At 71.3% G+C, this 25885-nt stretch carries 25 protein-coding genes and 3 pseudogenes; 18 read left to right on the forward strand and 10 right to left on the reverse strand.

Annotation, left to right across the window (positions count from 1 at the left end):
- Positions 1-61 precede the first annotated feature (61 nt).
- The 4 genes from FHX80_RS25870 (at position 62) to FHX80_RS25885 (ending at position 2737) form a co-directional block, all read left to right on the forward strand.
- Positions 62-1144, forward strand: coding sequence for an ABC transporter permease (locus FHX80_RS25870; RefSeq protein WP_145766385.1), 1083 nt, complete (start codon positions 62-64; stop codon positions 1142-1144).
- Positions 1141-1821, forward strand: a complete 681-nt coding sequence (locus FHX80_RS25875; RefSeq protein WP_145766386.1) for an ABC transporter ATP-binding protein — start codon at positions 1141-1143, stop codon at positions 1819-1821. The genes FHX80_RS25870 and FHX80_RS25875 overlap by 4 nt, the downstream gene beginning before the upstream one ends.
- 104 nt (positions 1822-1925) lie before the next feature.
- The gene (locus FHX80_RS25880; RefSeq protein WP_244318439.1) at positions 1926-2219 is read left to right on the forward strand and encodes a hypothetical protein; all 294 of its coding nucleotides are present in this window, start codon (positions 1926-1928) and stop codon (positions 2217-2219) included.
- A gap of 113 nt (positions 2220-2332) precedes the next feature.
- Positions 2333-2737 (forward strand): nuclear transport factor 2 family protein, encoded by a 405-nt coding sequence (locus FHX80_RS25885; RefSeq protein WP_145766387.1) that lies wholly within the window; start codon positions 2333-2335, stop codon positions 2735-2737.
- A gap of 179 nt (positions 2738-2916) precedes the next feature.
- Here FHX80_RS25885 and FHX80_RS25890 read toward each other — a convergent pair whose 3' ends face one another.
- Positions 2917-3246 (reverse strand): hypothetical protein, encoded by a 330-nt coding sequence (locus FHX80_RS25890; RefSeq protein ID WP_145766388.1) that lies wholly within the window; start codon positions 3244-3246, stop codon positions 2917-2919.
- 466 nt (positions 3247-3712) lie between these two features.
- Positions 3713-4513: an IclR family transcriptional regulator gene (locus FHX80_RS25900; protein ID WP_145766389.1), complete on the reverse strand. Its 801-nt coding sequence runs from the start codon at positions 4511-4513 to the stop codon at positions 3713-3715.
- Positions 4514-4837: 324 nt separating this feature from the next.
- Here FHX80_RS25900 and allB point away from each other — a divergent pair, with 324 nt between their 5' ends.
- The 3 genes from allB to FHX80_RS25915 all read left to right on the forward strand — a co-directional run bounded on the left by allB (position 4838) and on the right by FHX80_RS25915 (position 7722).
- Entirely contained in the window at positions 4838-6181 is a 1344-nt protein-coding gene (gene allB / locus FHX80_RS25905; RefSeq protein WP_145766390.1) for an allantoinase AllB, read from the forward strand.
- 2 nt (positions 6182-6183) lie between these two features.
- Positions 6184-7299, forward strand: a complete 1116-nt coding sequence (gene alc, locus FHX80_RS25910; RefSeq protein ID WP_145766391.1) for an allantoicase — start codon at positions 6184-6186, stop codon at positions 7297-7299.
- Between the two features lie 93 nt (positions 7300-7392).
- A complete protein-coding gene (locus tag FHX80_RS25915; RefSeq protein WP_145766392.1) occupies positions 7393-7722 on the forward strand; it encodes a putative quinol monooxygenase in 330 nt (109 codons plus the stop codon).
- Positions 7723-7870: 148 nt separating this feature from the next.
- Here the strand turns inward: FHX80_RS25915 and FHX80_RS25920 are convergent, their stop codons facing one another.
- The 3 genes and pseudogenes from FHX80_RS25920 to FHX80_RS25930 form a co-directional block, all read right to left on the reverse strand.
- Positions 7871-8701 carry an aldo/keto reductase gene (locus FHX80_RS25920; protein ID WP_145766393.1) on the reverse strand — a complete coding sequence of 277 codons (831 nt, stop codon included), beginning with the start codon at positions 8699-8701 and terminating at the stop codon, positions 7871-7873.
- A gap of 80 nt (positions 8702-8781) precedes the next feature.
- Positions 8782-9012, reverse strand: coding sequence for a DivIVA domain-containing protein (locus FHX80_RS25925; RefSeq protein ID WP_145766394.1), 231 nt, complete (start codon positions 9010-9012; stop codon positions 8782-8784).
- A gap of 10 nt (positions 9013-9022) precedes the next feature.
- Positions 9023-9515 (reverse strand): annotated as a pseudogene (locus tag FHX80_RS25930) (SDR family oxidoreductase); the annotation flags it as partial.
- Between the two features lie 330 nt (positions 9516-9845).
- Here FHX80_RS25930 and FHX80_RS25935 point away from each other — a divergent pair.
- The 5 genes and pseudogenes from FHX80_RS25935 to FHX80_RS25955 all read left to right on the forward strand — a co-directional run bounded on the left by FHX80_RS25935 (position 9846) and on the right by FHX80_RS25955 (position 13315).
- Positions 9846-10769 (forward strand): DMT family transporter, encoded by a 924-nt coding sequence (locus tag FHX80_RS25935; RefSeq protein WP_145767503.1) that lies wholly within the window; start codon positions 9846-9848, stop codon positions 10767-10769.
- A 224-nt stretch (positions 10770-10993) separates the two neighbouring features.
- A pseudogene (locus FHX80_RS35955) lies at positions 10994-11254 on the forward strand (sensor histidine kinase); the annotation flags it as partial.
- A pseudogene (locus FHX80_RS35255) lies at positions 11253-11615 on the forward strand (LuxR C-terminal-related transcriptional regulator); the annotation flags it as partial. The pseudogenes FHX80_RS35955 and FHX80_RS35255, both read left to right, overlap by 2 nt.
- Positions 11616-11700: 85 nt before the next feature.
- Complete coding sequence (locus FHX80_RS25950; RefSeq protein ID WP_145766395.1) at positions 11701-12879, forward strand: cytochrome P450 family protein; 1179 nt, start codon at positions 11701-11703, stop codon at positions 12877-12879.
- A 16-nt stretch (positions 12880-12895) separates the two neighbouring features.
- Positions 12896-13315: a PaaI family thioesterase gene (locus FHX80_RS25955; protein ID WP_145766396.1), complete on the forward strand. Its 420-nt coding sequence runs from the start codon at positions 12896-12898 to the stop codon at positions 13313-13315.
- Between the two features lie 160 nt (positions 13316-13475).
- Here the strand turns inward: FHX80_RS25955 and FHX80_RS25960 are convergent, their stop codons facing one another.
- Positions 13476-14495, reverse strand: coding sequence for a Gfo/Idh/MocA family protein (locus FHX80_RS25960; RefSeq protein WP_145766397.1), 1020 nt, complete (start codon positions 14493-14495; stop codon positions 13476-13478).
- Positions 14496-14886: 391 nt separating this feature from the next.
- Here FHX80_RS25960 and FHX80_RS25965 point away from each other — a divergent pair, with 391 nt between their 5' ends.
- The 5 genes from FHX80_RS25965 (at position 14887) to FHX80_RS25985 (ending at position 19708) form a co-directional block, all read left to right on the forward strand.
- Positions 14887-15900: a sugar ABC transporter substrate-binding protein gene (locus FHX80_RS25965; protein WP_446447083.1), complete on the forward strand. Its 1014-nt coding sequence runs from the start codon at positions 14887-14889 to the stop codon at positions 15898-15900.
- Positions 15897-16949, forward strand: a complete 1053-nt coding sequence (locus tag FHX80_RS25970; RefSeq protein ID WP_145766399.1) for an ABC transporter permease — start codon at positions 15897-15899, stop codon at positions 16947-16949. The genes FHX80_RS25965 and FHX80_RS25970 overlap by 4 nt, the downstream gene beginning before the upstream one ends.
- Complete coding sequence (locus FHX80_RS25975) at positions 16946-17809, forward strand: ATP-binding cassette domain-containing protein (protein WP_145766400.1); 864 nt, start codon at positions 16946-16948, stop codon at positions 17807-17809. Before FHX80_RS25970 ends, FHX80_RS25975 begins: the two co-directional genes overlap by 4 nt.
- A 124-nt stretch (positions 17810-17933) precedes the next feature.
- Positions 17934-19097 carry an ROK family glucokinase gene (locus FHX80_RS25980; RefSeq protein ID WP_145766401.1) on the forward strand — a complete coding sequence of 388 codons (1164 nt, stop codon included), beginning with the start codon at positions 17934-17936 and terminating at the stop codon, positions 19095-19097.
- Between the two features lie 14 nt (positions 19098-19111).
- The gene (locus tag FHX80_RS25985) at positions 19112-19708 is read left to right on the forward strand and encodes a hypothetical protein (protein ID WP_145766402.1); all 597 of its coding nucleotides are present in this window, start codon (positions 19112-19114) and stop codon (positions 19706-19708) included.
- A gap of 82 nt (positions 19709-19790) precedes the next feature.
- Here the strand turns inward: FHX80_RS25985 and FHX80_RS25990 are convergent, their stop codons facing one another.
- The 4 genes from FHX80_RS25990 to FHX80_RS26005 all read right to left on the reverse strand — a co-directional run bounded on the left by FHX80_RS25990 (position 19791) and on the right by FHX80_RS26005 (position 23095).
- Complete coding sequence (locus FHX80_RS25990; protein ID WP_145766403.1) at positions 19791-20582, reverse strand: ABC transporter permease; 792 nt, start codon at positions 20580-20582, stop codon at positions 19791-19793.
- Positions 20579-21580 (reverse strand): ATP-binding cassette domain-containing protein, encoded by a 1002-nt coding sequence (locus tag FHX80_RS25995; protein WP_145766404.1) that lies wholly within the window; start codon positions 21578-21580, stop codon positions 20579-20581. Before FHX80_RS25995 ends, FHX80_RS25990 begins: the two co-directional genes overlap by 4 nt.
- 62 nt (positions 21581-21642) lie before the next feature.
- Entirely contained in the window at positions 21643-22488 is an 846-nt protein-coding gene (locus FHX80_RS26000) for a DUF4097 family beta strand repeat-containing protein (RefSeq protein WP_145766405.1), read from the reverse strand.
- 88 nt (positions 22489-22576) lie between these two features.
- A complete protein-coding gene (locus tag FHX80_RS26005; RefSeq protein WP_145766406.1) occupies positions 22577-23095 on the reverse strand; it encodes a hypothetical protein in 519 nt (172 codons plus the stop codon).
- Positions 23096-23422: 327 nt separating this feature from the next.
- On the opposite strand from FHX80_RS26005, the gene FHX80_RS26010 reads away from it, so the two are divergent.
- Positions 23423-25666: a serine/threonine-protein kinase gene (locus tag FHX80_RS26010; protein ID WP_145766407.1), complete on the forward strand. Its 2244-nt coding sequence runs from the start codon at positions 23423-23425 to the stop codon at positions 25664-25666.
- Positions 25667-25885: the final 219 nt, after the last annotated feature.

Consider the following 25885-nt stretch of genomic DNA (forward strand, 5'->3'; position numbering starts at 1 on the left):
TTGATGTCGGGCCCAGCGGGTGGGCGATGTTTCTCCGGCCGCGCGGAGCGACGCTGGAGTCATGTTCGTTGCATGGAGAGATCTTCGGTTCGCCAAGGGCCGTTTCGCGCTCATGGGCACGGTCGTGGTGCTGATCACGCTGCTCGTGGGTCTGCTGTCCGGTCTCACGGCCGGACTGGCCCGGGAGAACACCTCGGCCGTCACGGGGCTGAGCGCCGACCACCTGGCGTTCGCCGCCCCGCCCGACGGCCAGTCGGTGTCCTTCACCAATTCCACCGTCAAGGAGACCGCCTGGCGGAGCTGGGCGGGGCAGCCCGGTGTCGAGAAGGCGCAGCCGCTCGGCATCCGCACGCTCAACGCCGCCACGGCGACGGGGGAGCGGACGGCAGCCGTCTCGGCGTTCGGCGTCGAGCCGGACGGCGGCCTGGCACCCTCCGGCGCCCCGGTGGGACCGGGAACGGTCGTGCTCTCCGACCAGGCCGCGGAGGATCTCTCGGCACGGGCCGGTGACCGGCTGCGGCTCGGCGGCGACGAGGTCACCGTCGCGGCGGTCGCCGGCGATGCCTCGTACAGCCATACGCCGGTCGTGTGGACCGCGCTGGCCGACTGGCAGCGGCTCGGGGCCGACGGCGCGGCCGGCGCCACCGTGATCGCCCTGACCACCACCGACGGCGCCGATCTGGCGGCGGGCGACCGCGCGGCCGGCACCAGCACGCTCACCCTGGACGACTCCCTCACCGCCATCGGCTCCTACCAGGCCGAGAACGGGTCGCTCCAGCTGATGCGCGGCTTCCTCTTCGCCATCTCCGCCCTGGTCATCGGCGCCTTCTTCACCGTCTGGACGATCCAGCGCAGTGGCGATGTCGCCGTCCTCAAGGCACTGGGCGCCTCCACGCCCTATCTGCTGCGCGACGCACTCGGGCAGGCCGTGGTGATGCTCGCCATCGGTACGGGAATCGGTACCGCGCTCGCCGCCGGCATCGGAGCCCTGGTCAGCGGCGGGGCGGTGCCCTTCGTCCTGGAGGTGTCGACCGTACTCGTCCCGGCGGCCGTCATGATCGTCCTCGGCGCCGTCGGGGCGGCCCTGTCCATCCGGCGGATCACCGCCGTAGACCCGCTCACCGCACTCGGGAGTGCCCGATGACCCTCACGCTCACCGATGTCACCCTCACCTACCCCGACGGCGACGGGCGGCTCACCGCCCTGGACCGGGTCGGACTGGAGGTGCCCGCGGGCACCCTCACCGCGGTCGTCGGCCCCTCCGGCTCCGGCAAGTCCAGCCTGCTGGCCGTGGCCGCCACGCTGGTCACCCCGGACGAGGGCGCCGTCGTTGTCGCCGGAACGGACACCGTGGGGCTCAGCCGCGCGGACAAGGCGGCGCTGCGCCGCGAGCGGATCGGCATCGTCTTCCAGCAGCCCAACCTGCTGCCGTCGCTGACCGCCGCCGAACAGCTCCAGGTCATGGCGCATCTGTCGGGCGGCGCGGCCCGGACCGCCCGGACCCGGGCGCTGGAACTGCTCGACGCCGTCGGTCTCGCCGACAAGGCCGACCGCAGGCCGCACCAGCTCTCGGGCGGCCAGCGCCAGCGGATCAACATCGCGCGGGCCCTGATGAACGACCCGGCGGTCCTGCTCGTCGACGAACCGACCAGCGCACTGGACCACGAACGGGGTGCGGCGGTGCTGGATCTGCTCGTCACACTGACCCGGGAGCGGTCCACGGCGACCGTCATGGTCACCCACGACCGGACCCATCTGGACCGGATGGACCTGACGGTCATGATGCAGGACGGCCGGCTGACCGCCCCGGCTCTGAGCTAGGAGTTGCCGTCGAATGCCACGTCCACATCAAACGAGAGGGTGAGGAGGCTCCGGACTGCTCCCCCGGATTCACGGACACCGCACCCAGGCCGTACCTGGGTGCGGTGTCCGTGATCGCCGATCCACGCTCGTGGGCGGACCTGGGAATCGTCAAGGCCGACCTCCTCGGCAGGGCCGGCCGTCTTGACGCCGCCGCCGATGAACTGCGAGCCCTGGGCACGATCAAGGCACGCGAAGAACTGTGCGAGATTCTGATCCTGGAAGGGCGGGCGGCCGAGGCGGTCACCGTCCACCCCACGGTGACCGAACAACGCGCTGCCGAACCGAAGCCAGCCCCTCGCGGTGAGAACGGGTATTGCCTGGATCCGCCCTTTTTGAGGTCGTTTCGCCTAAACTGAACGCCCTCCAGGAACTCTCGAATCCGAGACAGCATCACCCGCCACGGGACAAAGCCCCACCACAGTGGTCCCGCCTCTCGATCTCTCATCTCATGACACGGAAGGGCGGAGCCATGGATACGGATCCCCGGACCAAAGCCGCGATCGAGGAGCATTGGCGGGCTTCGGAACGCGGAGACACCGAAGCCGAGCACGCCATCTACGCCATGGACGCGATCCTGGACTACCCGCAGTCAGGTGAGCGGTTCCGGGGCCGCGCGGCGATTTCGGCGCAGCGCGGCGGGCACCCGGCCGACCGGCACTTCGCCGTCCAGCGGATCACCGGCCATGCGAATCTATGGGTGAGCGAATGCGTCATCACCTACGACGGTGTGCCTTCCTATTCGGTGAGCATCATGGAATTCGCCGACCAGCGCGTGGTGCACGAGACGCAGTACTTCGCCGCCCCCTTCGGCGCACCGGTCTGGCGGGCCGCACTCGCCGAGCCGATGCCGGGCCGAATCATCGCCAGAGCCTGAATTTGTTTGCAAGCACGTGTCCGGCTCCAGTGCACGGATTTCTTCGGCTCGGACAGTTCTCCCCCCGCCCGGCGGTTGGGTGACCGTCCGAGCCGGCGAGGCAAGGCCGCCAGGAGCACGGGCGAGCCGTCCTCGTCCGGTCAGCACAGTGATTCGAGAGGAACCGCCCAGGCCGTTTTCTAGAAGTCGATGACCTGCCTCGTTGGCTGTCCGGGGAAGTCGCGGGCGGCCATCCAGATGGTGAGGTCCCGGGCGATGTCGTCGATGCCGGTCGCGGTGGTGACCTCGTGCTCGTTGCGGGTGGTGTCACGGCGGACGATCTCGTATCCGCCTTCGTCCAGGACGGCCACGGACGCGGACCAGACGGGGTCGTCCTCGTCGGGCCGGACGGCCACGAACGTGTTGTCGGAGTCGTTGAGGTCGCTGATCATCATGAACAGCGCGTCCTCGGAGGGGTCGTCGATGCGGTCGCCGTCCTCGCTGTCGGCGCCGTAGTACTGAGCCCCCATGGTTGCCTTCCCCTCGCCTGTTCACCTGAATCGTGGTCAGCATGGCAGGAGGAACCGAGCTCGGGGCGGTCACGGCCATGCGCCGATCGCGGCGATCGGGACGGTGGCTTCGAAGGGGACGGCGAGTTCGTCGAACCGGGTGGCGGCCGACCGGTTGCGCTTGAGCCGATTGATCCCGCACTCGACCGCGTGCCGGGCCGTGCAGTCCTCGCGGTCGAAGGCCGGAGGTTGGAGGCCGCTCGCCGTCGTGCTGATGGGCCCGGCAGATCGTGGAGTCCGCGTTGACCTCCCGGACGATCAGCCCAGCAGCGTCCGCCCGGACCCGCAGCCGGGTCAGTGGCTCGGGCCAGGTGCCGTCACGCTGCCGGGGCGGAAGGGGGAGTTGCCCGGAGCTCTCGCGGATGGTGTCGGCCGACAGCATCCGTTCGCGCTCCGGGCCACCCCTTCGTCGTCAGTGCACCGCGGCTCAGCCGGACGTTCCGCTGCCGGCCAGCGCCTCAGAGAGATCCTTGGCGGCCTGCTGGAGGATCGGCACGATCCGTTCGGTGGCCGCCTCGGTCACCCTGCCCGCCGGACCGGAGATCGAAATCGCGGCCGAGGTGGGCGAGTTGGGTACCGGGACCGCGAGGCAGCGGACCCCTATCTCCTGCTCGTTGTCGTCCACCGCGTAGCCCGCCCTGCGGACCTGGTCCAGCGCGTCCAGGAAGCCGTCGGGGCTGGTGATCGTCTTCTCGGTGGCGGCCGGCATCCCGGTGCGCGCGAGCAGTGCCCGTACCTCGTCCGGCGGGGTGTGCGCGAGCAGCGCCTTGCCGACGCCGGTGGAGTGCGGCAGCACCCGCCTGCCCACCTCGGTGAACATGCGCATCGAGTGCTTGGACGGCACCTGCGCCACGTAGACGACCTCGTCGCCGTCGAGCAGCGCCATGTTCGCGGTCTCGCCGGTCTCCTCGACCAGCCGCGCGAGATACGGGCGGGCCCAGGTGCCGAGCAGCCGTGAGGCGGACTCGCCGAGCCGGATCAGGCGCGGGCCGAGCGCGTAGCGCCGGTTGGGCTGCTGGCGTACGTATCCGCAGACCACGAGCGTGCGCATCAGCCGGTGAATGGTGGGCAGCGGGAGTCCGCTGCTCGCGGAGAGCTCACTCAGGCCGACCTCGCCCCCCGCATCGGCCATCCGCTCCAGCAGATCGAAGGCGCGCTCAAGGGACTGCACACCACCGCTGGGTCCGGCGGGCTTGGAGTCGGATGTGCTGGCGTCGGACGGCGGCACGTCAACGGTCCTTTCGAAGCGGATGAGCAAGGCAGCAGCCTACCGGGCGCTTCCCGATCGGCCCACTGTTCCCGGGCGGCGTCCTGGCCGGTCAGGGCACGTTTGTCCGGGTGTCCGCAGGCGGCCCGGCGGTTCCGCGACACCGCGTCCGACCCACTCTACGTTCCGTTCAGCGAAATAAGTCTTCTGCTTTGTGGAAATTGCCAGGCGCTGTTCCGGGTGGTCCGCCAGGTGGGCGGCGCGGAGGACGGGGTCTTGACGGGCTGCTTTCCCGAGTGAAGACTCCTTCAACAGTTCGTTGAATTGTTGAAGTGGGGAGCACGGGTGTCCGGTACGGACGTGAAGCTGGTACTGCGCTCGACGCGCGTCGTCACCCCCGGAGGGACACGGCCCGCCACGGTCGCCGTCGCCGCGGGGACGATCGACGCCGTCCTGCCGTACGACGCCGAGGTGCCGCCGGGTGCCCGGCTGGAGGACTTCGGTGACGATGTCCTGCTGCCCGGGCTGGTGGACACCCATGTCCATGTGAACGACCCAGGGCGCACCGAGTGGGAGGGCTTCCACACCGCCACCCGCGCCGCCGCGGCCGGCGGGATCACCACCCTGCTCGACATGCCGCTCAACTCCCTCCCGCCGACCACCACCGTCGAGCACCTGCGCGTCAAGCAGCGGGTGGCGGCACCCAAGGCGCACATCGACACAGGTTTCTGGGGCGGCGCGATCCCTTCGAACGTGAAGGACCTGCGCCCGCTGTACGACGCCGGGGTCTTCGGCTTCAAGTGCTTCCTGTCGCCCTCCGGCGTCGAGGAGTTCCCCGAGCTGGACCAGGAGCAGCTGGCCCGGTCGATGGCGGAGATCGCCGGTTTCGGCGGGCTCCTGATCGTGCACGCCGAGGATCCGCACCATCTGGCGTCCGCGCCGCAGCGCGGCGGCCCCGCCTACGCCGACTTCCTCGCCTCCCGGCCGCGCGACGCCGAGAACGCCGCCATCCAGGGGCTGATCGGCCACGCCAAACGGCTGAACGCCCGCATCCATGTGCTGCATCTGTCCTCCAGCGGCGCACTGCCGCTGATCGCCGCCGCCAAGCGCGAGGGTGTACGCGTCACGGTCGAGTCCTGCCCGCACTTCCTCACCCTCACCGCCGAGGAAGTCCCGGACGGCGCAACCGAGTTCAAGTGCTGCCCGCCCATCCGCGAGGCGGCCAACCAGGACGCGCTGTGGCAGGGGCTCGCCGACGGCACCATCGACTGCATCGTCTCCGACCACTCGCCCTGCACCACCGACCTCAAGACGCCGGACTTCGCCTCCGCATGGGGCGGCATCTCCTCCCTCCAGCTCGGGCTGCCCGCCATCTGGACCGAGGCCCGCAGGCGAGGCCACTCGCTCGACGACGTCGCCCGCTGGATGTCGGCGGCCCCCGCCGAACTGGCCGGACTGCGCGAGAAGGGCGCGATCGAAGCCGGCCGCGACGCCGACTTCGCCGTCCTGGGACCCGACGCCACCTTCACCGTCGACCCGGCCGAACTCTTCCACCGCAACCAGGTCACCGCGTACGCCGGCCGGACCCTGCACGGCGTCGTCAGGTCGACCTGGCTGCGAGGCGTGCGGATCGCGGCTGACGGCACCCTGGCCGAACCCACCGGCCGCCTCCTCGAAAGGACCCGCTGACCATGACGGCGACAGCGCACTTCACCGGCGACGCCAACCCCTACGGCGGCGGCGACCCGTACGCCGACTACCGCACCGCCGACTTCCCCTTCACCCACCTCGTGGACCTCGCCGACCGTCGCCTCGGCGCCGGTGTGATCGCCGCCAACGACGAGTTCTTCGCGGAGCGCGAGAACCTGCTGAAGCCGGAGCCCGCCCACTTCGACCCCGAGCACTTCGGGCACAAGGGCAAGATCATGGACGGCTGGGAGACGCGCCGCCGCCGCGGCGTGAGCGCCGCACAGCCCCATCCCGTGGACGAGGACCACGACTGGGCGCTGGTCCGCCTCGGGGCGCCCGGTGTGGTGCGCGGGATCGTCGTCGACACCGCCCACTTCCGGGGCAACTACCCCCAGGCCGTCTCCGTCGAAGCGGTCTCACTGCCCGGCTCCCCGTCGCCCGAGGAACTCGGCGCACCCGAAGTGAAGTGGACAACGCTCGTACCCCGCACGGCGATCGGCGGTCACGCGGCCAACGGATTCGCCGTCGACGAGGGGCGCCGCTTCACCCATCTGCGGGTCAGCCAGCACCCCGACGGGGGCATCGCCCGGCTCCGGGTGTACGGCGAAGTCGCCCCGGATCCGGCCTGGCTGACGGCGCTCGGCACCTTCGACCTCGTCGCGCTGGAGAACGGCGGCCGGGTGGAGGACGCCTCCGACCGCTTCTACTCCCCGGCGACCAACACGATCCAGCCCGGCCGGTCCCGCAAGATGGACGACGGCTGGGAGACCCGCCGCCGGCGGGACAAGGGCAACGACTGGATCCGCTACCGCCTCGTCCAGCAGGCGGACATCCGGGCCGTCGAGATCGACACGGCCTACCTGAAGGGCAACTCGGCGGGCTGGGCAAGCCTTTCGGCCCGTGACGGCGAGAGCGGCGACTGGACCGAGGTGCTCCCCAGGACCCGGCTGCAGCCCGACACCAACCACCGCTTCGTACTGCCGGGGGCCGTGCGGGCCGAGCAGGTGCGTATCGACATCTTCCCGGACGGCGGGATCTCCCGGCTGCGGCTCTTCGGCTCACTGACCGAGCGGGGCGCGGGGCGGCTGGCCGCGCGCCATGCCGGGCTGGGCGGCTGAACCGGACCCCTCCGGCGACTGTCCGTATTCGGGGGATACGGTGGGGATACGGGACCCTGCCCGGGTTGCCGCACGTCCCGAGCAGGAGTCGTCATGATCTTCATCGCCGTCAGGTTCACCGTCCGCAGCGCCGAGCGCGACAAGTGGCTCCCGGCCGTCGAGGACTTCACCCTCGCCACCCGGCAGGAGCCGGGCAACGTCTTCTTCGACTGGTCCTACAGCGTCGAGAACCCGGACCAGTTCGTGCTGCTGGAGGCGTTCGCGTCGCCCGAGGCGGGTGCGGCGCACGTGCAGTCCGAGCACTTCGCCGCGGCCATGGACCGGATGGCGGACCTGGTGGCGGAGACGCCCGAGATCATCAACGTCGAGGTGCCGGGCGAGGGCTGGTCCCGGATGGCGGAGCTCCAGCCGCGCACGAGCTGAGCCCTGTGGCGCCGCGCTTGGCCGTGCGCGGGCTGAGTACCCGTCGCGCCGAGCCGTGCACGGGCTGAGCTGTTCGGTGCCGCGCTGAGCCGTGCCGCGCTGAGCCGTGCCGCCGCGCCGCTCGCGACTCGGCCCGTCGGGGCGCCGCTCAGAACTCCTCGTGGGTCTCGGGGTCCCCGCCGAACCGCTGCCGCGGCCCGGCCGCGATGCGCTCCAGTTCCCGAGCCGTCAGCTCGAAGCCGAAGAGGTCCAGGTTCTCGCGTTGCCGTCCCGGGTCGGCGGACTTCGGGATCGGTACGGCTCCGAGCTGGGTGTGCCAGCGCAGCACCGCCTGCCCCGGCGACACGCCGTGCGCCCCGGCGATGGCGAGAAGCCCGGGATCGGCCAGCAGATCGCGGCCCCGGCCCAGCGGGCTCCAGCTCTCCGTGACGATGCCCTTGGCTGCGTGCACGGACCGCAACTCCTCCTGCGGCAGACGTGGATGCATCTCGATCTGGTTGACGGCCGGCAGCACCCCCGTCTCCCGCTCCAGCCGGTCGAGCTGGTCCGCGGTGAAGTTGGACACCCCGATCGACCGCACCAGCCCCTCCTCGCGGAGCCGGATCATCGCCTTCCAGGTGTCCACGTACAGATCGACGCGGGGCAGCGGCCAGTGGATGAGGTAGAGGTCCACGTAGGAGAGGCCGAGGTTGCGGCGGGACTCCTCGAACGAGGCCAGCGTCTTCTCGTACCCCTGGTGGCGGCCCGGCACCTTGGTGGTGACGAAGACGTCCTCCCGGGGCACACCGCTGCGGGCGATCCCGCGTCCGGTGCCGGTCTCGTTGCCGTAGTTCAGCGCGGTGTCGACGAGCCGGTAGCCGAGCCCCAGGGCCCCGGCGACGGCCCGCTCCGCCGCGTCGTCGTCCAGCGGCCAGGTGCCGAGTCCGACCGCGGGGACACTACGGCCGTCGTTCAGGCGATGCGCCGGGGTCTCGGACATGATCTTCCCTCTTCTCCTGATGGTGGTGCGGTCAGTCTGGACCGGATGGGGGCGAGGGGCAGCGCGGAGGCGGGGCCGGCCTATCGCCCCAGGCCCGCCTCGCGGCGCAACCGGGTGATGACCTCGTCCACCCGGCCCCGCTCGTAGCCGCGGCGGACCAGCTCGAAGCCCACGACACCGGCCGGCGGGGAGTCGCCGCGCAACTGGGTGATGTAGGCGTCGACCTGATCGCGGTCGTATCCGCGCCGGGCGATGGTGAATCCGAACTCCTCGTGCAGCGGAAGTTCGTATTTCCCGCGTGACCCGAACATGGGTGCCTCCTCAGGAGCGAAATCGTCCGCCCACCCTGCCACGGAACTCGGGCGGCACGGCCCCGTCCACCAGGATCTCCGTGCCCGTGATGTACGCGGCCTCGGCACTGGCCAAGTAGGCGATGAGCGAGGCCACTTCACCGGCCGTGCCGAACCGGTCCAGTGCGGTCGCAGCCCGCTGTCCGGCGTCGAACGGACCGTCGGCCGGGTTGAGGCCGGTGTCCACCGGTCCGGGCCGGACCGGACCGACGGTGATCCCGCGCGGGCCGAGTTCGCGGGCGAGCGGCTTGGTGAGTCCCGACAGCGCCGACTCGCTCATCGCGTAGAGCGTGCCGCCCGGTCCGCCCGCGAACCGGCTCGGGGCCGTCCCGAGGGAGATGATGCGGCCGCCGCGCTCCATCGCCCCGGCCGCCCCGCTCCATCACCCCGGCCGCCGCCCGGCAGGCCAGGAAGACGGCCCGCACGTCGACGGTGAGTACCCGGTCGTGCTCCGCCGCGGCAAGCGGCTGTTCCCGTACGGCGGACTGCCGACCGCCTTCGAGCCGACCGGTGCCCGTACGACCTCCCACGGCAGCGCGATCCAGACCCACCGGCCCACCGGGCGGGCCGCATCCGGTTCCGTCCCGGACGGTACGGGAGCGGCCGCGCGGTCAACCGCCGTTCCGCCGGGGCCCGGCCCGGCGAAGCGGCCGAGTGCCGACGGCACGAACCGGAAGGTGTCCTCGTCATCCCCACCCGGGGCTCGCCATCGCGGGACGGTGGCCGGTACCGTGATCGCTCGTGCGAGCCAGTGAGGTCTCCACATCGCGCCTGTGGAGAACCAGGAGATCCGGGTGTCCTCGATCGCCGTGCCCGCCCTCGCCCCGCCGCGCCGGGCGTGGCTCACGGATCTGCCCGTCCTGCTGGTCGCGGTGGTCTGGGGCTCCAGCTATCTGGCCGCCAAGGGCATCACCACGCCGCAGACCGTCATCGCCGTGCTCGTTCTCAGATTCGCCGTCGTGCTGCCCGTCCTGGTGGTCGCCGGGTGGCGCCGGCTGGCGGCGCTGACCGGGGCCCAGTGGCGGGGCGCGGGGCTGCTGGGCCTGGTGCTCAGCGGGATCTTCCTGGTGGAGACGTACGGCATCGTGCACACCTCGGCGACCAACGCCGGGCTCATCATCAGCCTCACCATGATCTTCACCCCGCTCGCCGAGGCCGCGGTCAACCGCGTCCGGCCCACCGGGACCTTCCTCGCCGCCGCCGCGCTCTCCGTGGCCGGCGTGGCACTGCTGACCCAGGGCGGCGGAATCACCAGCCCCTCGGCGGGCGATCTGCTGATGCTCGTCGCCGCCCTCGCCCGCACCCTCCACGTCCTGCTGATGGCGCGCATCAGGTCCGTCCGGTCGGCGGACTCGCTGTCACTGACGACCGTCCAGCTGGGCAGCGCGGTCGCCGTCTTCGCGCTGCTGGCCGCCGCCCCCGGAACGGGGGAGTCGCCGTGGTCGGTCGCCGCCGGATTCGGCGTCCGCGAGTGGGGCGGGCTGCTCTTCCTGTCGGTCTTCTGCACGCTCTTCGCGTTCTTCGTGCAGATGTGGTCCGTACGCCGCACCTCGCCGTCCCGGGTCAGCCTGCTGCTCGGTACGGAACCCCTCTGGGCCGCCGCCGTCGGCATCGCGATCGGCGGCGAACGGCTCGGCGTCCTCGGAGTGGCGGGCGCGGTCCTGGTCCTGGCCGGTACGGCCTGGGGGCGCCGCAGCGTGGCCGCGGATAGTCCTTGACCGTGCCGCTTCGGCGTGGCCGCGACTGCTCCCTGAACGTGCCGGCTCAGGAGCGGCCGCGGCTGCTCCCTGACCGTGGGAGCGAGCCCGGCGGGCCGGGCGCCGCCACCGCGTCGGCCGGTTGTCCGTACCGCTGCGCCGAAATTCTTCCCTTCCGCGACTTTGGCCGCCTCCTGGTCCCGAACCGCCGGAAGCCGCGATTTCCGCTGCGTAGCTTTGTCGATATGACGCGTACGGAGTACCCCTGGCTGCCCTCGGCGATGGCCGATCCCGAGCTGCCCGGTGACCGGGACGCCCGTTTCCGCCGTACCGTGCGGGACCGGGTCGTCGACATCACGGCGTTCCTCTGTGCGGCGGGCCTCGGGATGCTGACCGTCTCCACGATCGACGCCGACCACAGCACCCCCGACGTCTACGTCTTCGTCGACGCGCTGATCGGCGCCGCGGCCTGCTGCGCGCTGTGGGTCCGGCGGCGGTGGCCGGTCACAGATCGTCGACTCCGTGCGGCGCGTGGCCGCCGGTGACCCGGTCCTGTCGCCCGCGGTCACCCGGCAGCTCATGGCCCAGGCCGCGGACTCCGGCCGGGAGGAGAGGGCGGACCGCGCACAACGGGCCCGCCAACGCATCACGTTGCTCGCCGAACGGGAGCGCGAGGTGGCGATCGCCGTCGGGCACGGCCGCTCCAACGCCGAGATCGCCGCGGCGCTCCATCTGAGCGTGGCCACCGTGAAGACCCAGGTGTCACGCATTCTCGCCAGGTTCGACTTCAACAACCGCGTCCAGATCGCGCTGCTGGTCCACGACGCGGGTCTCCTGGACGACGGCGACGGGGCCGGCCCGTCCTGAACCCTGCGGTCGCAAAGAGCCGGGCAGCATACGCTGATCGGGCCGGTCCTGGTGGCCGGCCCGATCAGACCGGGAGGGTGGGCCCATGTCCGATGTCGAGGCAGATCTGCGCGGGGTGGCGGACTTCACCGCGAATCCGTATCCGTACTACGCGAAGTTGCGCGCCGCGGGCCCGGTGCACACCGTCCGGACCGACGACTTCGACCGGGTGCGGCTCGTCGTCGGGTACGACGAGGGGCGCGCCGTCCTGGCCGACCAGCGCTTCGGCAAGGACTGGCGGACGCTGCCCGGGCAGTCGGGCGTGGGCAATCCGATCAACGCCAACATGCTGGAGATGGACGCACCCGACCACACCCGGCTGCGCAAGCTGGTCGTCCGGGAGTTCACCCCGCGACGGATCGAGGCGCTGCGGCCCCGCGTGCAGCAGATCACCGACACGCTGCTCGACGCGATGCTGCCCGCCGGGCAGGCGGATCTCGTCGACGCCCTCGCCTTCCCGCTGCCCATGACCGTCATCTGCGAACTCATCGGCGTCCCCGACCTGGACCGGGACGCCTTTCGCCGGCTGTCGAACGCCGTGGTCTCCCCGGCCGGTGCGCAGGAGGAGAGCGACGCGGTCCAAGCCATGGGCGGCTATCTCGCCGAACTGATCGAGGACAAGCGCTGCTCACCGGGCGAGGACCTGATGAGCGCGCTGATCGCCGCGCGGGACGAGGACGACGACGCGCTGTCGCCCGACGAACTGGTCGGCATGGCCTTCCTGTTGCTCGTCGCGGGCCATGAGACGACGGTCAACCTGATCGCCAACGGGGTGCGGGCCCTGCTCGACCACCCTGATCAACTGGCAGACCTGCGAGCCGACTTCGGGCTGCTCGACTACGCGGTGGAGGAGATGCTCCGCTACGAGGGGCCGGTGGAGACCGCCACCTTCCGCTTCGCCCGGGAGCCCGTCACGATCGGCTCCACCACCATCGCGGCCGGTGAACCGGTCCTGGTCGCCCTGGCGGGCGGCGACCGCGACCCCGGCCGCTATCCGAAGCCGGACGTGTTCGACATCCGCCGCGACACGCAGGGCCACCTGGCCTTCGGGCACGGGACGCACTTCTGCATGGGCGCGCCGCTGGCCCGGATGGAGGGCCGCATCGCGATCCGGACACTTCTGGAACGGTGCCCCGGACTCGTACTCGATCCGGCCGCCGGGGAACCGGACTGGCTGCCCGGCATGCTGATCCGCGGGGCGCGCCGGCTCCCCGTGCGCTGGTGAGACGGAGAGGGACGTCATGACCGCACTCGACCTGGAGACGGCACAGAAGGTGCTCGACAGCCAGCCGTTCAGCAGGCTCGTCGGCGCACGGATCACCGCGTTCGGCGGCGGCGCGGCGACGCTGGAGATCGACGGCCGGGAGGAACTCCAGCAGCAGAACGGCTTCCTGCACGGCGGAGTGCTCGCCTACGCCGCCGACAACGCGCTCACCTTCGCCGCCGGAACGACGCTCGGCCCGGCCGTGCTGACCGGCGGCTTCTCGATCCAGTACCTCCGGCCCGCCACCGGCACCGGGCTGGTCGCCCGAGCGGACGTCGTGCACACCGGCCGCCGGCAGGCGGTGGCGCGCTGCGAACTGTTCACCGTGGGGGAGGACGGCACCAGGACCCTCTGCGCGGTCGCCCAGGGCACCGTGCTGAATGCCATGTCCTCCTGAAAGAGCCCGACTTGACGTCCTGATCGCGATGGCCGACGCCAACCGATACCCGGACCGACACCCGGACGCGGATCCGGGCAGCGCCGACCCGGCGTACGGGGATGCGCATCCGGGGACCGGAAGAACTTGCCGGTCCGGTGGTGACGGCCGTCGGGGCCGTTCACGCAACCGTACTCAGCCCCCCGGGGATCTCCGTCAGCTCCACCGGCCGGAGCTCCCGGCGTGAGACCTCGCACGCCTCCGCGACCCGCAGGGCGTGCAGGGCCTCCAGGCCGTCACACGGATTGGCGTCCTCGCCCCGCACCAGCTGCACGAAGGCGTCCAGTTCGGCCTCGTACGCCGGGGCGAAGCGCTCCAGGAACCCCGGCCAGGGCTTGGCCGGGGCGGCGGGGCCCTGCGGCTGCGCCGAGGTGAGCGGGGTGCGGTCGTCCAGGCCGACCGCGATCTGGTCCAGCTCTCCCGCGAGCTCCATCCGTACGTCGTACCCGGCGCCGTTGCAGCGGGTCGCCGTCGCCGTGACGAGGGTGCCGTCGTCGAGGGTCAGCAGCGCCGCTGCGGTGTCCACGTCGCCGGCCTCGCGGAACATCGGCGGCCCGCCGTCCGAGCCGGTGGCGTACACCCGCGTCACCTCCCGGCCCGTCACCCAGCGCACCATGTCGAAGTCATGGATCAGACAGTCCCGGTACAGCCCGCCGGAGAGCGGCAGATAGGCCGCGGGCGGCGGCGCCGGATCGGAGGTCACCGTCCGGACGGTGTGCAGCCGGCCGAGCGCTCCGCCGCGCACGGCGGCGCGCGCCGCCATGTACCCCGCGTCGAACCGGCGCATGAACCCCAGCTGGAGCACGCTCCCCGCCCCCTGCGTCGCGCGCAGCGCGTCCAGCGTGCCCGCCAGGTCCAGGGCGACGGGCTTCTCGCAGAACGCGGGCAGCCCGGCTCTCGCGGCCCGGACGATCAGCTCGGCGTGCGCGGCGGTGGCCGAGGCGATCACCACGGCGTCCACGCCCGCGCCGAACACCTCCGCGGCGGAGCCGACGGCACTCGCCCCGGTCCGGTCCGCGACCGCGGCCGCGCGGACCGGGTCGGTGTCCGTCACCACCAGGGCGTCCACCGAGGGGTGGCGGGACAGCACGCCCGCGTGGAAGGAGCCGATCCGGCCGGTGCCGATGAGTCCGATGCGCATGGACCCAACGTGCCGGTCACCGGCAACGCTGTCAACTATATGTCCTGACAAAGCGGGTTCGGTGTCGGGGCGCGGCCCGCGACCGCCCGCTGCCGCGGACCGGAGCGTTTCGCCCCCCGCCCCCACCGGGCCGGGCGCCACTGCTGCGATTCCCGCCTCCCCGTACGGTGACAGCGCCGCGCGACTTCCGTACGGTGTCGGAGGCTTTCCCGGCTTCTCGTACGGTGACGACGGCGGCAGACCGCCGCCCCGGCGCCGTACCGACACACGCGCCGCGCCCTGCCGGGCGGCGGCGACGACGGCTCGGGGATACTTGCCCAGCCGGGCCGGGACCGCACAGGCCCCGGCTCCACCAGCAGCACAACGAGCAGCACAAGAAGGGCACGCAGTCGTGGCAAGGGTTCGGACAGGGGTACGTGCGATGGGCGCCGTGCTTGCGGCGGTGCTCGGGGCTTCCCTCATGGGATGCAGCAGCACCGGCGGCAAGCGGGCGGAGGACCGGGCGGCGCAGGCCGCCGCCGAGAGCCGGTCCGCGGTGAACACGCCCCGCTGGACCTTCGCCATGGTCACCCACTCGGGCGACGGCGACACCTTCTGGGACATCGTCCAGAAGGGCGCCAAGATGGCGGCCGGCAAGGACAACATCAACTTCCTGTACTCGCACAACGACGAGGCGCAGCAGCAGGCCCAGCTGATTCAGGCCGCCATCGACAAGAAGGTCGACGGGCTGATCGTCACCCTCGCCAAGCCCGACGCGATGAAGGACGTCGTCGCCAAGGCCGTCAAGGCCGGCATTCCGGTGATCACGGTGAACTCGGGCTCCGCGGAGTCCAAGCAGTTCGGCGCGCTCACCCACATCGGCCAGGACGAGTCCATCGCGGGCGAGGCCGTCGGCGACGAGCTCAACAAGCGCGGCCGCAAGAAGGCCCTGTGCATCCTGCACGAGCAGGGCAACGTCGGCCATGAGCAGCGCTGCGCCGGTGCGAAGAAGGCCTTCGACGGCGAGATGCAGAGCCTGTACGTCGAGGGCACCAACATGCCCGACGTCCAGGCCTCCATCGAGGCGAAACTCCAGGCCGACAAGGACATCGACGCGGTCGTCACCCTCGGCGCGCCGTTCGCCGACGCCGCCGTCAAGGCGAAGCGGACCGCGGGCAGCAAGGCCGAGATCGACACCTTCGACCTGAACGCCAAGGTCGCCACCGCGCTCCAGGACAAGACCCTCGGCTTCGCCGTCGACCAGCAGCCCTACCTCCAGGGGTACGAGGCCGTCGACCTGCTCTGGCTCTACCGCTACAACCGCAACGTCCTCGGCGGCGGCCGTCCGGTCCTCACCGGCCCGCAGGTCATCACCGCGCAGGACGCCGCCCAGCTGGCCGAGTACACCAAGCGGGGAACGCGATGACCGCGACGCCGGGGCAGCCCGCTCCCGCCGGGGCGGACGAGCGGCTGCTGCGCACCTCGCAGCTCCGCAAGCTGCTGGGCCGCCCCGAGCTGGGTTCGCTCGTCGGGGCCGTGGCCGTCTTCATCTTCTTCTCGATCGTGGCCGACAGCTTCCTGCGCGCCACCAGCCTCGGCACGGTGCTGTACGCGGCCTCCACCATCGGGATCATGGCGGCGCCGGTCGCGCTGCTGATGATCGGCGGCGAGTTCGACCTCTCCGCCGGTGTGATGGTCACCAGCTCGGCGCTGATCTCATCGATGTTCAGCTACCAGATGACGGCCAACGTCTGGGTCGGCGTCTTTGTGTCGTTGCTGGTCACGCTGGCCTTCGGGGCATTCAACGGCTTCATGCTGACCCGTACCAAACTGCCGAGCTTCATCATCACGCTCGGTACGTTCCTGATGCTGACCGGTCTCAACCTCGGCTTCACCAAACTGATCAGCGGGACCGTCTCGACGAAGGCCATCGGGGACATGGAGGGCTTCGCCTCGGCCCGCAAGGTCTTCGCCTCGGAGTGGACCGTGGGCGGCGTGGAGCTCAAGGTGACCATCCTGTGGTGGGCCCTCCTCGTCGCGGTCGCCACCTGGATCCTGCTCCGCACCCGCTTCGGCAACTGGATCTACGCGGTCGGCGGCGGGGCCGACGCGGCCCGCGCGGTCGGTGTCCCGGTGATCCGGACGAAGATCGGGCTCTACCTCGGGGTGGCCTTCGCCGCCTGGGTCTCCGGGCAGCACCTGCTGTTCAGCTACGACGTGGTGCAGTCCGGCGAGGGCGTCGGCAACGAGCTGACGTACATCATCGCGGCCGTCATCGGCGGCTGCCTGATCACCGGCGGCTACGGCTCCGCCATCGGCTCGGCGGTCGGCGCCTTCATCTTCGGCATGACCGGCAAGGGCATCGTGTACGCGGAGTGGAACCCCGACTGGTTCAAATTCTTCCTCGGAGCCATGCTGCTCCTGGCCACCCTGCTCAACGCATGGGTACGCAAGCGCGCGGAGGCGACGAAATGACGGCCCCCCAGGCATCGAACGGGCCGGCGGAGACCGACCGGCGGGCGCTGGTCGAGCTCGACCACGTCAGTAAGTACTACGGCAACATCAAGGCGCTCCAGGACGTCTCGCTGGAGGTCCGGGCGGGCGAGATCTCCTGCGTCCTCGGGGACAACGGCGCCGGCAAGTCCACCCTCATCAAGATCATCGCGGGGCTGCACCGGCACGACGCCGGCACCTTCCTCGTGGACGGCGAGGAGACCACGCTCGCCAACCCGCGCGACGCCCTCGACCGGGGTATCGCCACCGTCTACCAGGACCTCGCCGTGGTCCCGCTGATGCCGGTCTGGCGGAACTTCTTCCTCGGCTCCGAGCCGACGACCGGCGCGGGCCCCTTCAAGCGCCTCGACGTCCGGCTGATGCGCGAGACGACCCGCTCCGCGCTGCTGCGGATGGGCATCGACCTGCGCGACGTCGACCAGCCGATCGGCACCCTGTCCGGCGGTGAGCGCCAGTGCGTGGCCATCGCGCGGGCCGTCCACTTCGGCGCCAAGGTGCTGGTCCTGGACGAGCCGACCGCGGCGCTCGGCGTCAAGCAGTCCGGCGTCGTCCTCAAGTACGTCGCGGCGGCCAGGGACGCCGGACTGGGCGTGGTTCTCATCACGCACAACCCGCACCACGCGTATCTGGTCGGTGACCGCTTCGTGCTGCTCAAGCGGGGTGCCATGGCCGGCAGCCACACCAGGGGCAGCATCACGCTGGATGAGCTCACCCGCCAGATGGCGGGCGGCAGCGAGCTGGAGGAGCTCAGCCACGAGCTCGAACGCTCCCCCGGCCCGGACGCCCAGGGCGGCCCCCCGGCGAAGGGCGACACCCCGTAGCTCCGCCGCCCGGTCGCCCCGTCCGGCAGCCCCGTCCCCCCGGCAGTGGCAGAATCGGGGCCGACGGGCGCCGTCCGCCGCCGGGATCCTCTTCGCCCCGGCCACTCCAGACCCCTCAGGGACGATGAGCACGTACCGCGACTTCACCCACCGCGGCTCCGCCCGCGCCACCGTCCTGCGGACCGTCGGCACCCGGGAGCGACGCTCGCACCTGACCGCGCCGCGGGTCCCCACCGTCGGCATCGACATCGGTGGGACGAAGGTGATGGCCGGGGTCGTCGACGCCGACGGCAACATCCTGGAGGCCCTGCGCACCGAGACGCCGGACAAGTCCAAGAGCCCCAAGGTCGTCGAGGACACCATCGTCGAGCTGGTCCTGGACCTCTCCGACCGCCACGACGTGCACGCGGTGGGCATCGGCGCGGCCGGCTGGGTCGACGCGGACCGCTCCAAGGTGCTGTTCGCCCCGCACCTCGCCTGGCGCGACGAACCCCTGCGCGACGCCATCGCCTCCCGGCTGGTCGTCCCGGTCATGGTCGACAACGACGCCAACACCGCCGCCTGGGCCGAATGGCGCTTCGGCGCGGGGCGCGGCGAGGACCACCTCGTCATGATCACCCTCGGTACCGGCATCGGCGGCGCGATCCTGGAGGACGGCCAGGTCAAGCGCGGCAAGTACGGCGTCGCCGGTGAGTTCGGCCACATGCAGGTGGTGCCCGGCGGCCACCGCTGCCCCTGCGGCAACCGCGGCTGCTGGGAGCAGTACAGCTCCGGGAACGCACTCGTCCGGGAGGCCAGGGAGCTGGCCGCGGCGGACTCCCCGGTGGCCCACGGAATCATCGAGCGGGTCAACGGCAACATCCCCGACATCACCGGACCGCTCATCACCGAACTGGCCCGCGAGGGCGATGCGATGTGCATCGAGCTCCTCCAGGACATCGGCCAGTGGCTCGGCGTCGGAATCGCCAATCTGGCCGCCGCGCTCGACCCCTCCTGCTTCGTCATCGGAGGGGGTGTCAGCGCCGCCGACGACCTGCTGATCGGGCCGGCCAGGGACGCCTTCAAACGCCACCTCACCGGCCGCGGCTACCGCCCCGAGGCACGGATCGCGAAGGCGCAGCTCGGCCCCGAGGCGGGTATGGTCGGCGCCGCCGACCTCGCCAGACTGGTGGCCCGCAGATTCCGCCGTACCAACCGGCGCCGCGTCGAGCGGTACGAGCGGTACGCGCAGATCTACGACCAGGCCGCGAGCACCATCCGTAACACCCGCAACACCCGCACTTCCTAGGGATTCCCAGACCCATGACCGCAGCCGAGCACCCCGTCGTGCCGCGTCAGTCCCAGCCGCCCGAGCAGGGCGACGGGCGGCCGCCGCAGGACCGGCGCAGAACGATCCGCCGACGCCTGATCACGGCGACCATCATCGTGCTGCTCATCGGCATCCCGGCCGGATATCTGCTGATCTCCGCCGGACAGAGCCGCCGCTCCGGCCAGGACAAGGAGGCCGAGGCCTCGGCACAGGGACTCCGTGAGGGCTGGCCGTCCCGGATGCAGCGCCGGATCTTCGAGGTACCGATCCCCGGCGGTGCCGTGGATGTCCAGTACTACGAGACCAACAACTGGAAGGCCAGCCGGATGTACGTGCAGTTCCGCACCACGTCCAGCGGCCTGGACCGGTTCCTGACCCAGGTCGGCACCGGCCGCGCCGCCCTGACCGCGGGCAAGGTCACCGTCGGCGACCGCGACACGAAGATCGCGGACTGGTACTTCGGCGACGGCGTTTCATGGGCGGGCACCACGCACACCAACAAGGACCCGCGCCCCACCCAGGACATCACCGTCGACATGACCGACCCGGTGTCCCCGGTCGTCTACGTCGTGTCCGCGGCCACCCCCTGACCCGGACCCGGAACACCGGCCACCGCCCCGGGTACCCGGGGCGGTGATATCTGGGTGAGCACGGGCGAGACGCCACGGGCTGCTACTTCGGGTCGCGGTTGAACTTCGAGGTCGACCAGAAGTAGCCGAGCACCGCGAGACCCAGGCACCAGAGGACCGCGAGCCATCCGTTGTTGCCGATCTCGCTGCCGAGCAGCAGCCCTCGCAGCGTCTCGATGGCGGGCGTGAACGGCTGGTACTCGGCGATCGGCCGGAACCAGCCCGGCATCGTGTCGACCGGGATGAAGGCGCTCGACAGGAGCGGCAGCAGGATCATCGGCAGCGCGTTGTTGCTGGCCGCCTCGGCGTTCGGGCTGATCAGCCCCATGCCGACCGCGATCCAGGTGAGCGCCGTGGCGAAGAGCACGAGCAGCCCGAACGCCGCCAGCCACTCCAGGACGCCGGCATCGGTGGACCGGAAGCCGATGGCCACGGCCACGGCGCCCACCAGCACCACGCTGATGACCGACTGCAGCACGCTGCCGACGACGTGCCCGATGAGCACCGAACCGCGGTGGATCGCCATCGTGCGGAAGCGGGCGATGATGCCCTCGGTCATGTCGTTGGAGACGGACACCGCCGTACCGACGACGGTGCCGCCGATGGTCATCAGCAAGATGCCCGGGACGATGTACGCGATGTACTCCGAGCGGTCCGCGCCACCACCGCCGATGCCCGCGCTCATCACGTCGCCGAAGATGTAGACGAAGAGCAGCAGCAGCATGATCGGCGTGAGCAGCAGGTTCAGGGTGAGTGACGGGTAGCGCCGCGCGTGCAGCAGATTGCGGCGCAGCATCGTGGACGAGTCGCGTACGGCGAGGGAGAGGGCACTCATCGGACTTCCTCCCTGGTCTGGCTGGGCACGTCGGTGTCGCCGGTGAGGGCGAAGAACACATCGTCGAGGTCGGGGGTGTGCACGGTCAGTTCGTCCGCCTCGATACCGGCCGCGTCCAGCCGGTCGAGGACGGCGCGCAGCTCGCGCTGACTGCCGTCGCTGGGGATCCGCAGCGACAGGGCCTCGTCGTCCCCGGTGCCCTCGTGCAGGGCGAGGGCGGCGGAGCGGTACGCGGACGAGTCGGAGAACCGCAGCCGTACGTGCCCGCCCGGGACGAGCCGCTTCAGCTCGTCGGCGCTTCCCTCGGCGGCGATCCTGCCGTTGCTCAGTAACGCGATGCGGTCGGCGAGCTCGTCGGCCTCCTCCAGGTACTGGGTGGTGAGGAAGACGGTGACGCCGCCGGAGACGAGCTCGCGGATGATGCGCCACATGGAGTGGCGGCTGCGCGGGTCGAGACCGGTGGTCGGCTCGTCGAGGAAGATGATCCGCGGGTTGCCGACCAGCGTCATGGCGATGTCGAGGCGGCGCTTCATGCCGCCGGAGTAGGTGGAGGCGGGCTTCCTCGCCGCCTCCGTCAGGTCGAAGCGCTCCAGCAGCTCGGCCGCGGTGCGCCGTCCCTCGCTGCGGGAGAGGTGGTGCAGGTCCGCCATGAGGAGCATGTTCTCCTCGCCGGTGATCAGGCCGTCGACGGCGGAGAACTGTCCCGTGACGCCGATGGCGGCACGCGCCGCCTGCGGGTCGGCGGCCAGGTCGTGGCCGCCGACGTGGATGTCGCCGGCGTCGGCGGAGACGAGAGTGGAGAGGATCTTGACGACAGTGGTCTTGCCGGCGCCGTTCGGTCCGAGCAGCGCGAACACCGTGCCCGTCGGGATGCTCAGGTCGATCCCGTCGAGGACGAGTTTGTCGCCGTAGGACTTGCGCAGGCCGACCGCGCGGACGGCTGCGGGCGGTTCCTGATCGTTTCCATTTCTGGACGTGGGCATGACAGGTGAAGGCATGAGGTTCTCCCGTTCGGCGGCTGAAGTGGCTGAGGTGGCGCACGAGTTGGCGGGGCCGGTGGTCAGCTCCGGGCGCGGAGTACGTCGATGTTGCCGTTGCGGGTCCGGGCGCGGACCTCGACGGTGTCCGTGGCCTTCTCCGGGGTCTCGGAGGCGGTGAGCGTGTTGCGCACCTGCCCGGAGCCGGAGCTGGCGTCGAGCCAGGCGGCGGTGCCCTCGCGGATGCCGACCTCGATGGCACCGTAGGAGGTCTCCAGCTGGACGGTGCCGCGAGCGACGTCGCCGACGCGCAGGGTGCCGTGGGCGGTGGTGGCGGCGACCGAACCCTCGGCGCGCGCGATGTCGATGTCGCCGTGGGCACCGCTCACCCGAAGGTCGCCGGTCGCGGTGCCGACGGTTGTGGTGCCGTGCGAGTTCTTCAGGACGGCGGGACCGTTGACGGTGCCGACGCGCATGCTGCCGGAGCTGGTGGTGATCTCGGCCGTGCCGTCGATCCGGTCGACGTTGATCGAGCCGTGGGAGGCGGTCAGCCGGAGCGGCCCGGTGGTGTCGAGGCGGACGTCACCGGACGAGGTCTTCACGTGCACCTCGCCGAGCCGCCCCTCGCCGAGCACCTGGACCCAGGCGCCGGTCAGCTCGACGCCCGAGCCCGTGGGCAGTTCGACCGTCACGTCGACGGTGCCGGTGCGCCCGACGAGATAGCGGCTCTTGGGTGTCCTGATGGTCAGGACGCCACTCGCGTACGTGACCTCGGTCTGGTCGGCCGACCGCACGTCCTGGTCCTTCCGCGGGTCGCGGGGCCGCACGTCGACGACCGTGTCGAGGCGGTCGCCCGCGGCGAACTGGATGGAACCGGCGGCCACCTGGGCGTGGACCGAGATCGGTTCGGAAGTGTCGAAAGAAGGCATGGCTGTCCCGTCCTCTTGGGTCCTCTTGGATGTTCGCGGCGTCCCCGCTGGTGGGACGTGGTGCGGTGAAGTCGTTGCGAGGGGCTGGTCAGTGCACCCAGCCCGTGAAGCTCTGGCTGATGGTCCTGGTCTTCCCGGGGGTGCGGGGGGCGGTGGCGCCGCCCGTGTCGACCGCGGCCGAAACGACGCGTACGAGCCACGCGTTGACCGACAGGCCCTCGCTGCCCGCCGCCTCTTCGGCGCGGGTCTTGAGGTGGGCCGGCAGTCGCAGGTTGACGCGGGCGGTGCCGCCCTCGTCCGTGTCGACGGGGGCCGGGGCCGGGGCGGGCGCCGGTGCGTCGAGCGGTTCGGTCCGGTCCTCGCGCTGCGGCAGCACCACCACGAAGTCGGGGTCGAGGCCACGCAGTCGTACGTCGACCGAGCCGGGGGCGAGTTCACGGGTGACCTCGTCCATGGCGGCGGACAGCGCATGGAGCAGAGTCAGGCGGGTGGCCGACTCCAGCGGGGCGGTCAGCCGCTCGGCGAGCTCGCGGGCTTCGTCACCCCCGGCTGCGGCGGCCACCGCCAGTTCCCGGTGGAGTGTTTCGACATACGGCGTGAGGTCCATGACTCCACTATGGCGCCATAGTGGCGCCATAGGCAAGCACCAAGGCGCACAATTTGGCGCGGGGTGGCGTTCGAATATGGCGCATGAGGCCATCGTCGCAGCTCAGAGCCCCTCTGGGTGTGGATGAAGTTGCGGTGCCAAGCTGACGCCGAGTGGTGTCGCGCGGGTCGGGGCCGGCCGTCGCCGCAGGCGGTACGGGAGCGGCGCCGGGCTCACTGTTCGTCACCCGCTTTGCTTTGCCGCACTGCCCTGCGGCTAGTTTGTGTGCAGGACAGGTACGCAGGCCCGTGGCGGCAGATGCGCACGGGGGACGGGAGGTCGGGAAGAGTGTCGCTGCGCGGAGGTGATCCAGCCGAGATCGGCGGCTATCCGCTTGAGGCGCGACTCGGCTCGGGCGGCATGGGCACGGTCTTTCTGGCCCGTACGAGTTCGGGGCGGCCTGTCGCGATCAAGCTGATCCACCAGCAGTTCGCGGGGGACGACGAGTTCCGCATCCGTTTCCGGCAGGAGGTGGCGGCGGCGAGGCGGGTGAGCGGTGCGTTCACCGCAGCCGTGGTCGACGCCGCCCCCGAGGCCGAGCGGCCGTGGATGGCGACGACCTATATCGAGGGGCACACGCTCGCCCAGCACATCGCCACGAAGGGCCCGCTGAACGGAGCGGAGCTGAGGAAGCTCGCCATCGGGCTGGCCGAGGCGCTGCGCGACATCCACCGGGTCGGGGTCGTCCACCGTGACCTGAAGCCCTCGAACGTCGTGCTCTCGCCCGAGGGTCCGCGCGTCATCGACTTCGGCATCTCGCGCGCCGTGGACCAGCAGACGCTGACGATGACGGGGCGGGTCATCGGTACGCCGCCCTTCATGTCGCCGGAGCAGTTGCAGGCGCCGCGCGGTGTGGGGCCGCGGTCCGATGTCTTCTCGTTGGGGACGCTCCTGGTGTACTCGTCGACGGGCCACGGGCCCTTCGACGCGGACAGCCCGTACATGACGGCGTATCAGGTCGTGCACGAGGAGCCGTCGCTGGATGCCGTGCCGCCGGCTCTGCGCGCGGTCGTCGAGTCGTGCCTGGACAAGGAGCCCGAGGGGCGCCCCTCGGCGGACGAACTCCTCGTGCTGCTGCGGGACCTGCCGGTCGACCTCGGCGGGACCGAAACCAACGGGGCCGGCGCGGGCCGCACCCGCGACATGATCACCCAGCATCACTTCGCGACGCGTGACACCCCGGCGCCGACTGCCCCGGCCACCGCCCCGGCCGGTCCCGGCACAGGGAGCACCGGCACCCCCATCGGCCGCCGTCTGCGCCGCCGATGGCGTCCCGTGCTCGCCGCCGCGGTCGCGGTGGCGGCGATCGGCGGGGGAGCCGCCGCGCTGAAGACGGGCGGCTTCGGCGGGAACAGCGCCGACGACAAGGGCAACAGCGTCGCGGCGCCGGGGGCCGCGCTTCCGGTCGGCTTCGAGCCGTGGCGCAGGACCGTGCCGGGCGGTCGCGAGGACGTCCCCGACGAGCTGCGTTGCGTCGCGCGCGGCGACGCGCTGTTCTGCGGGGGCGGCGGTGTCGTCGCGACCCGTATCAAGGCGCTCGACGGCTCGCGGGTGTGGACCGTGAAGAGCCCGGGCGTCCCTGTCCAGGGCATGCACCTGGTGGGCGCCACCGACGACACGGTGCTCGGCTACCGCTTCGCCGCCGAGGACGCCGCACAGGACCCTCCCGCCGAGGTGGTGGCCGTCGACGCGAAGAGCGGCCGGGAGCTGTGGTCCGTACCGTCCGGTGCCCAGTCGACGGCCGTCACGGGCCGGACTCAGGACGCCATGGTGGTCGGCTCCTCCGTCGTGACGGTCGACGCCTCCAACTCCCGCTTCGAGGCCCTGGACGCGCACAGCGGCGAGGTCGCCTGGACGACGTCGTTCCCCGCGGAATCGCAGTGCGCTCCCGTCGCGGCGGGCCCACAGCTCCTCGCGATGTGCGCGAAGAACGCCGAGGTTGATGCCTTGGAGGTGAGCCACCCCACCCTGCACACGGTCGACCGCGCCTCGGGGGCGCTGGGCAGGCCCATCGCGGTCAACGGCCCCGCCGTACCGATGGGCGTCGTCGACGGCAGGCTCGTACTCCTTGAGGAGCACAGGGAGGGAACGGCGCTGACCGGCTACGACGCGGTGGCACGGGTCGACCCGGCCTCGGGGAAGGTCACGTACTCCCGACTGGCCAAGACCTACGCGGGGACGCCCGGCATGACGGACGGCACCGTCTACGTGTGCGGGCAGACCGGTCTCATCACGGCCCTCGACCCCGCGACCGGCCGGGAGAAGTGGTCGCGGCAGACGGGCGTGGAGGGTGCGTCAGGTCCCGTTGCGGGAGCCGACGCGCTGTACTTCAGCTCGGCCACCGGCCGGGTGGTCGCGCTGTCGCCGCAGGATGGCAAACCCCTGTGGACAACCAACCCGCAGGCCGATGGTCTGACGGGCGAGCAGGGCGCGAGCCCGCGCGTGACCGTCGCGGGACGTGCCGTGATCGTGGCCGCGGCCAACAACACTCTCTCCGCCTTCGACGCGCAGAAGCCGCCGAAGGCGGGCTGACCCCGACGGCACCGGCCGCCTTCCTTGCTGTGCGGTTGATGCCGAGGAGCAGACCACACCGCCGCAGGGCCGACTTCCTTCCCGGGTGCGCTCGGGATACGACAGGAGTCGGCCCTCTGCCGTGCGGGCGACATGCGGTGCGCGGTGAACGGGGCCGACCAGGACGGCTCGGACGCCGTGATCACACGCACCACGCGGTGATCATCCCGTCGGACCGCC

Source organism: Streptomyces brevispora (assembly GCF_007829885.1).
GTDB classification, from domain to species: domain Bacteria; phylum Actinomycetota; class Actinomycetes; order Streptomycetales; family Streptomycetaceae; genus Streptomyces; species Streptomyces brevispora.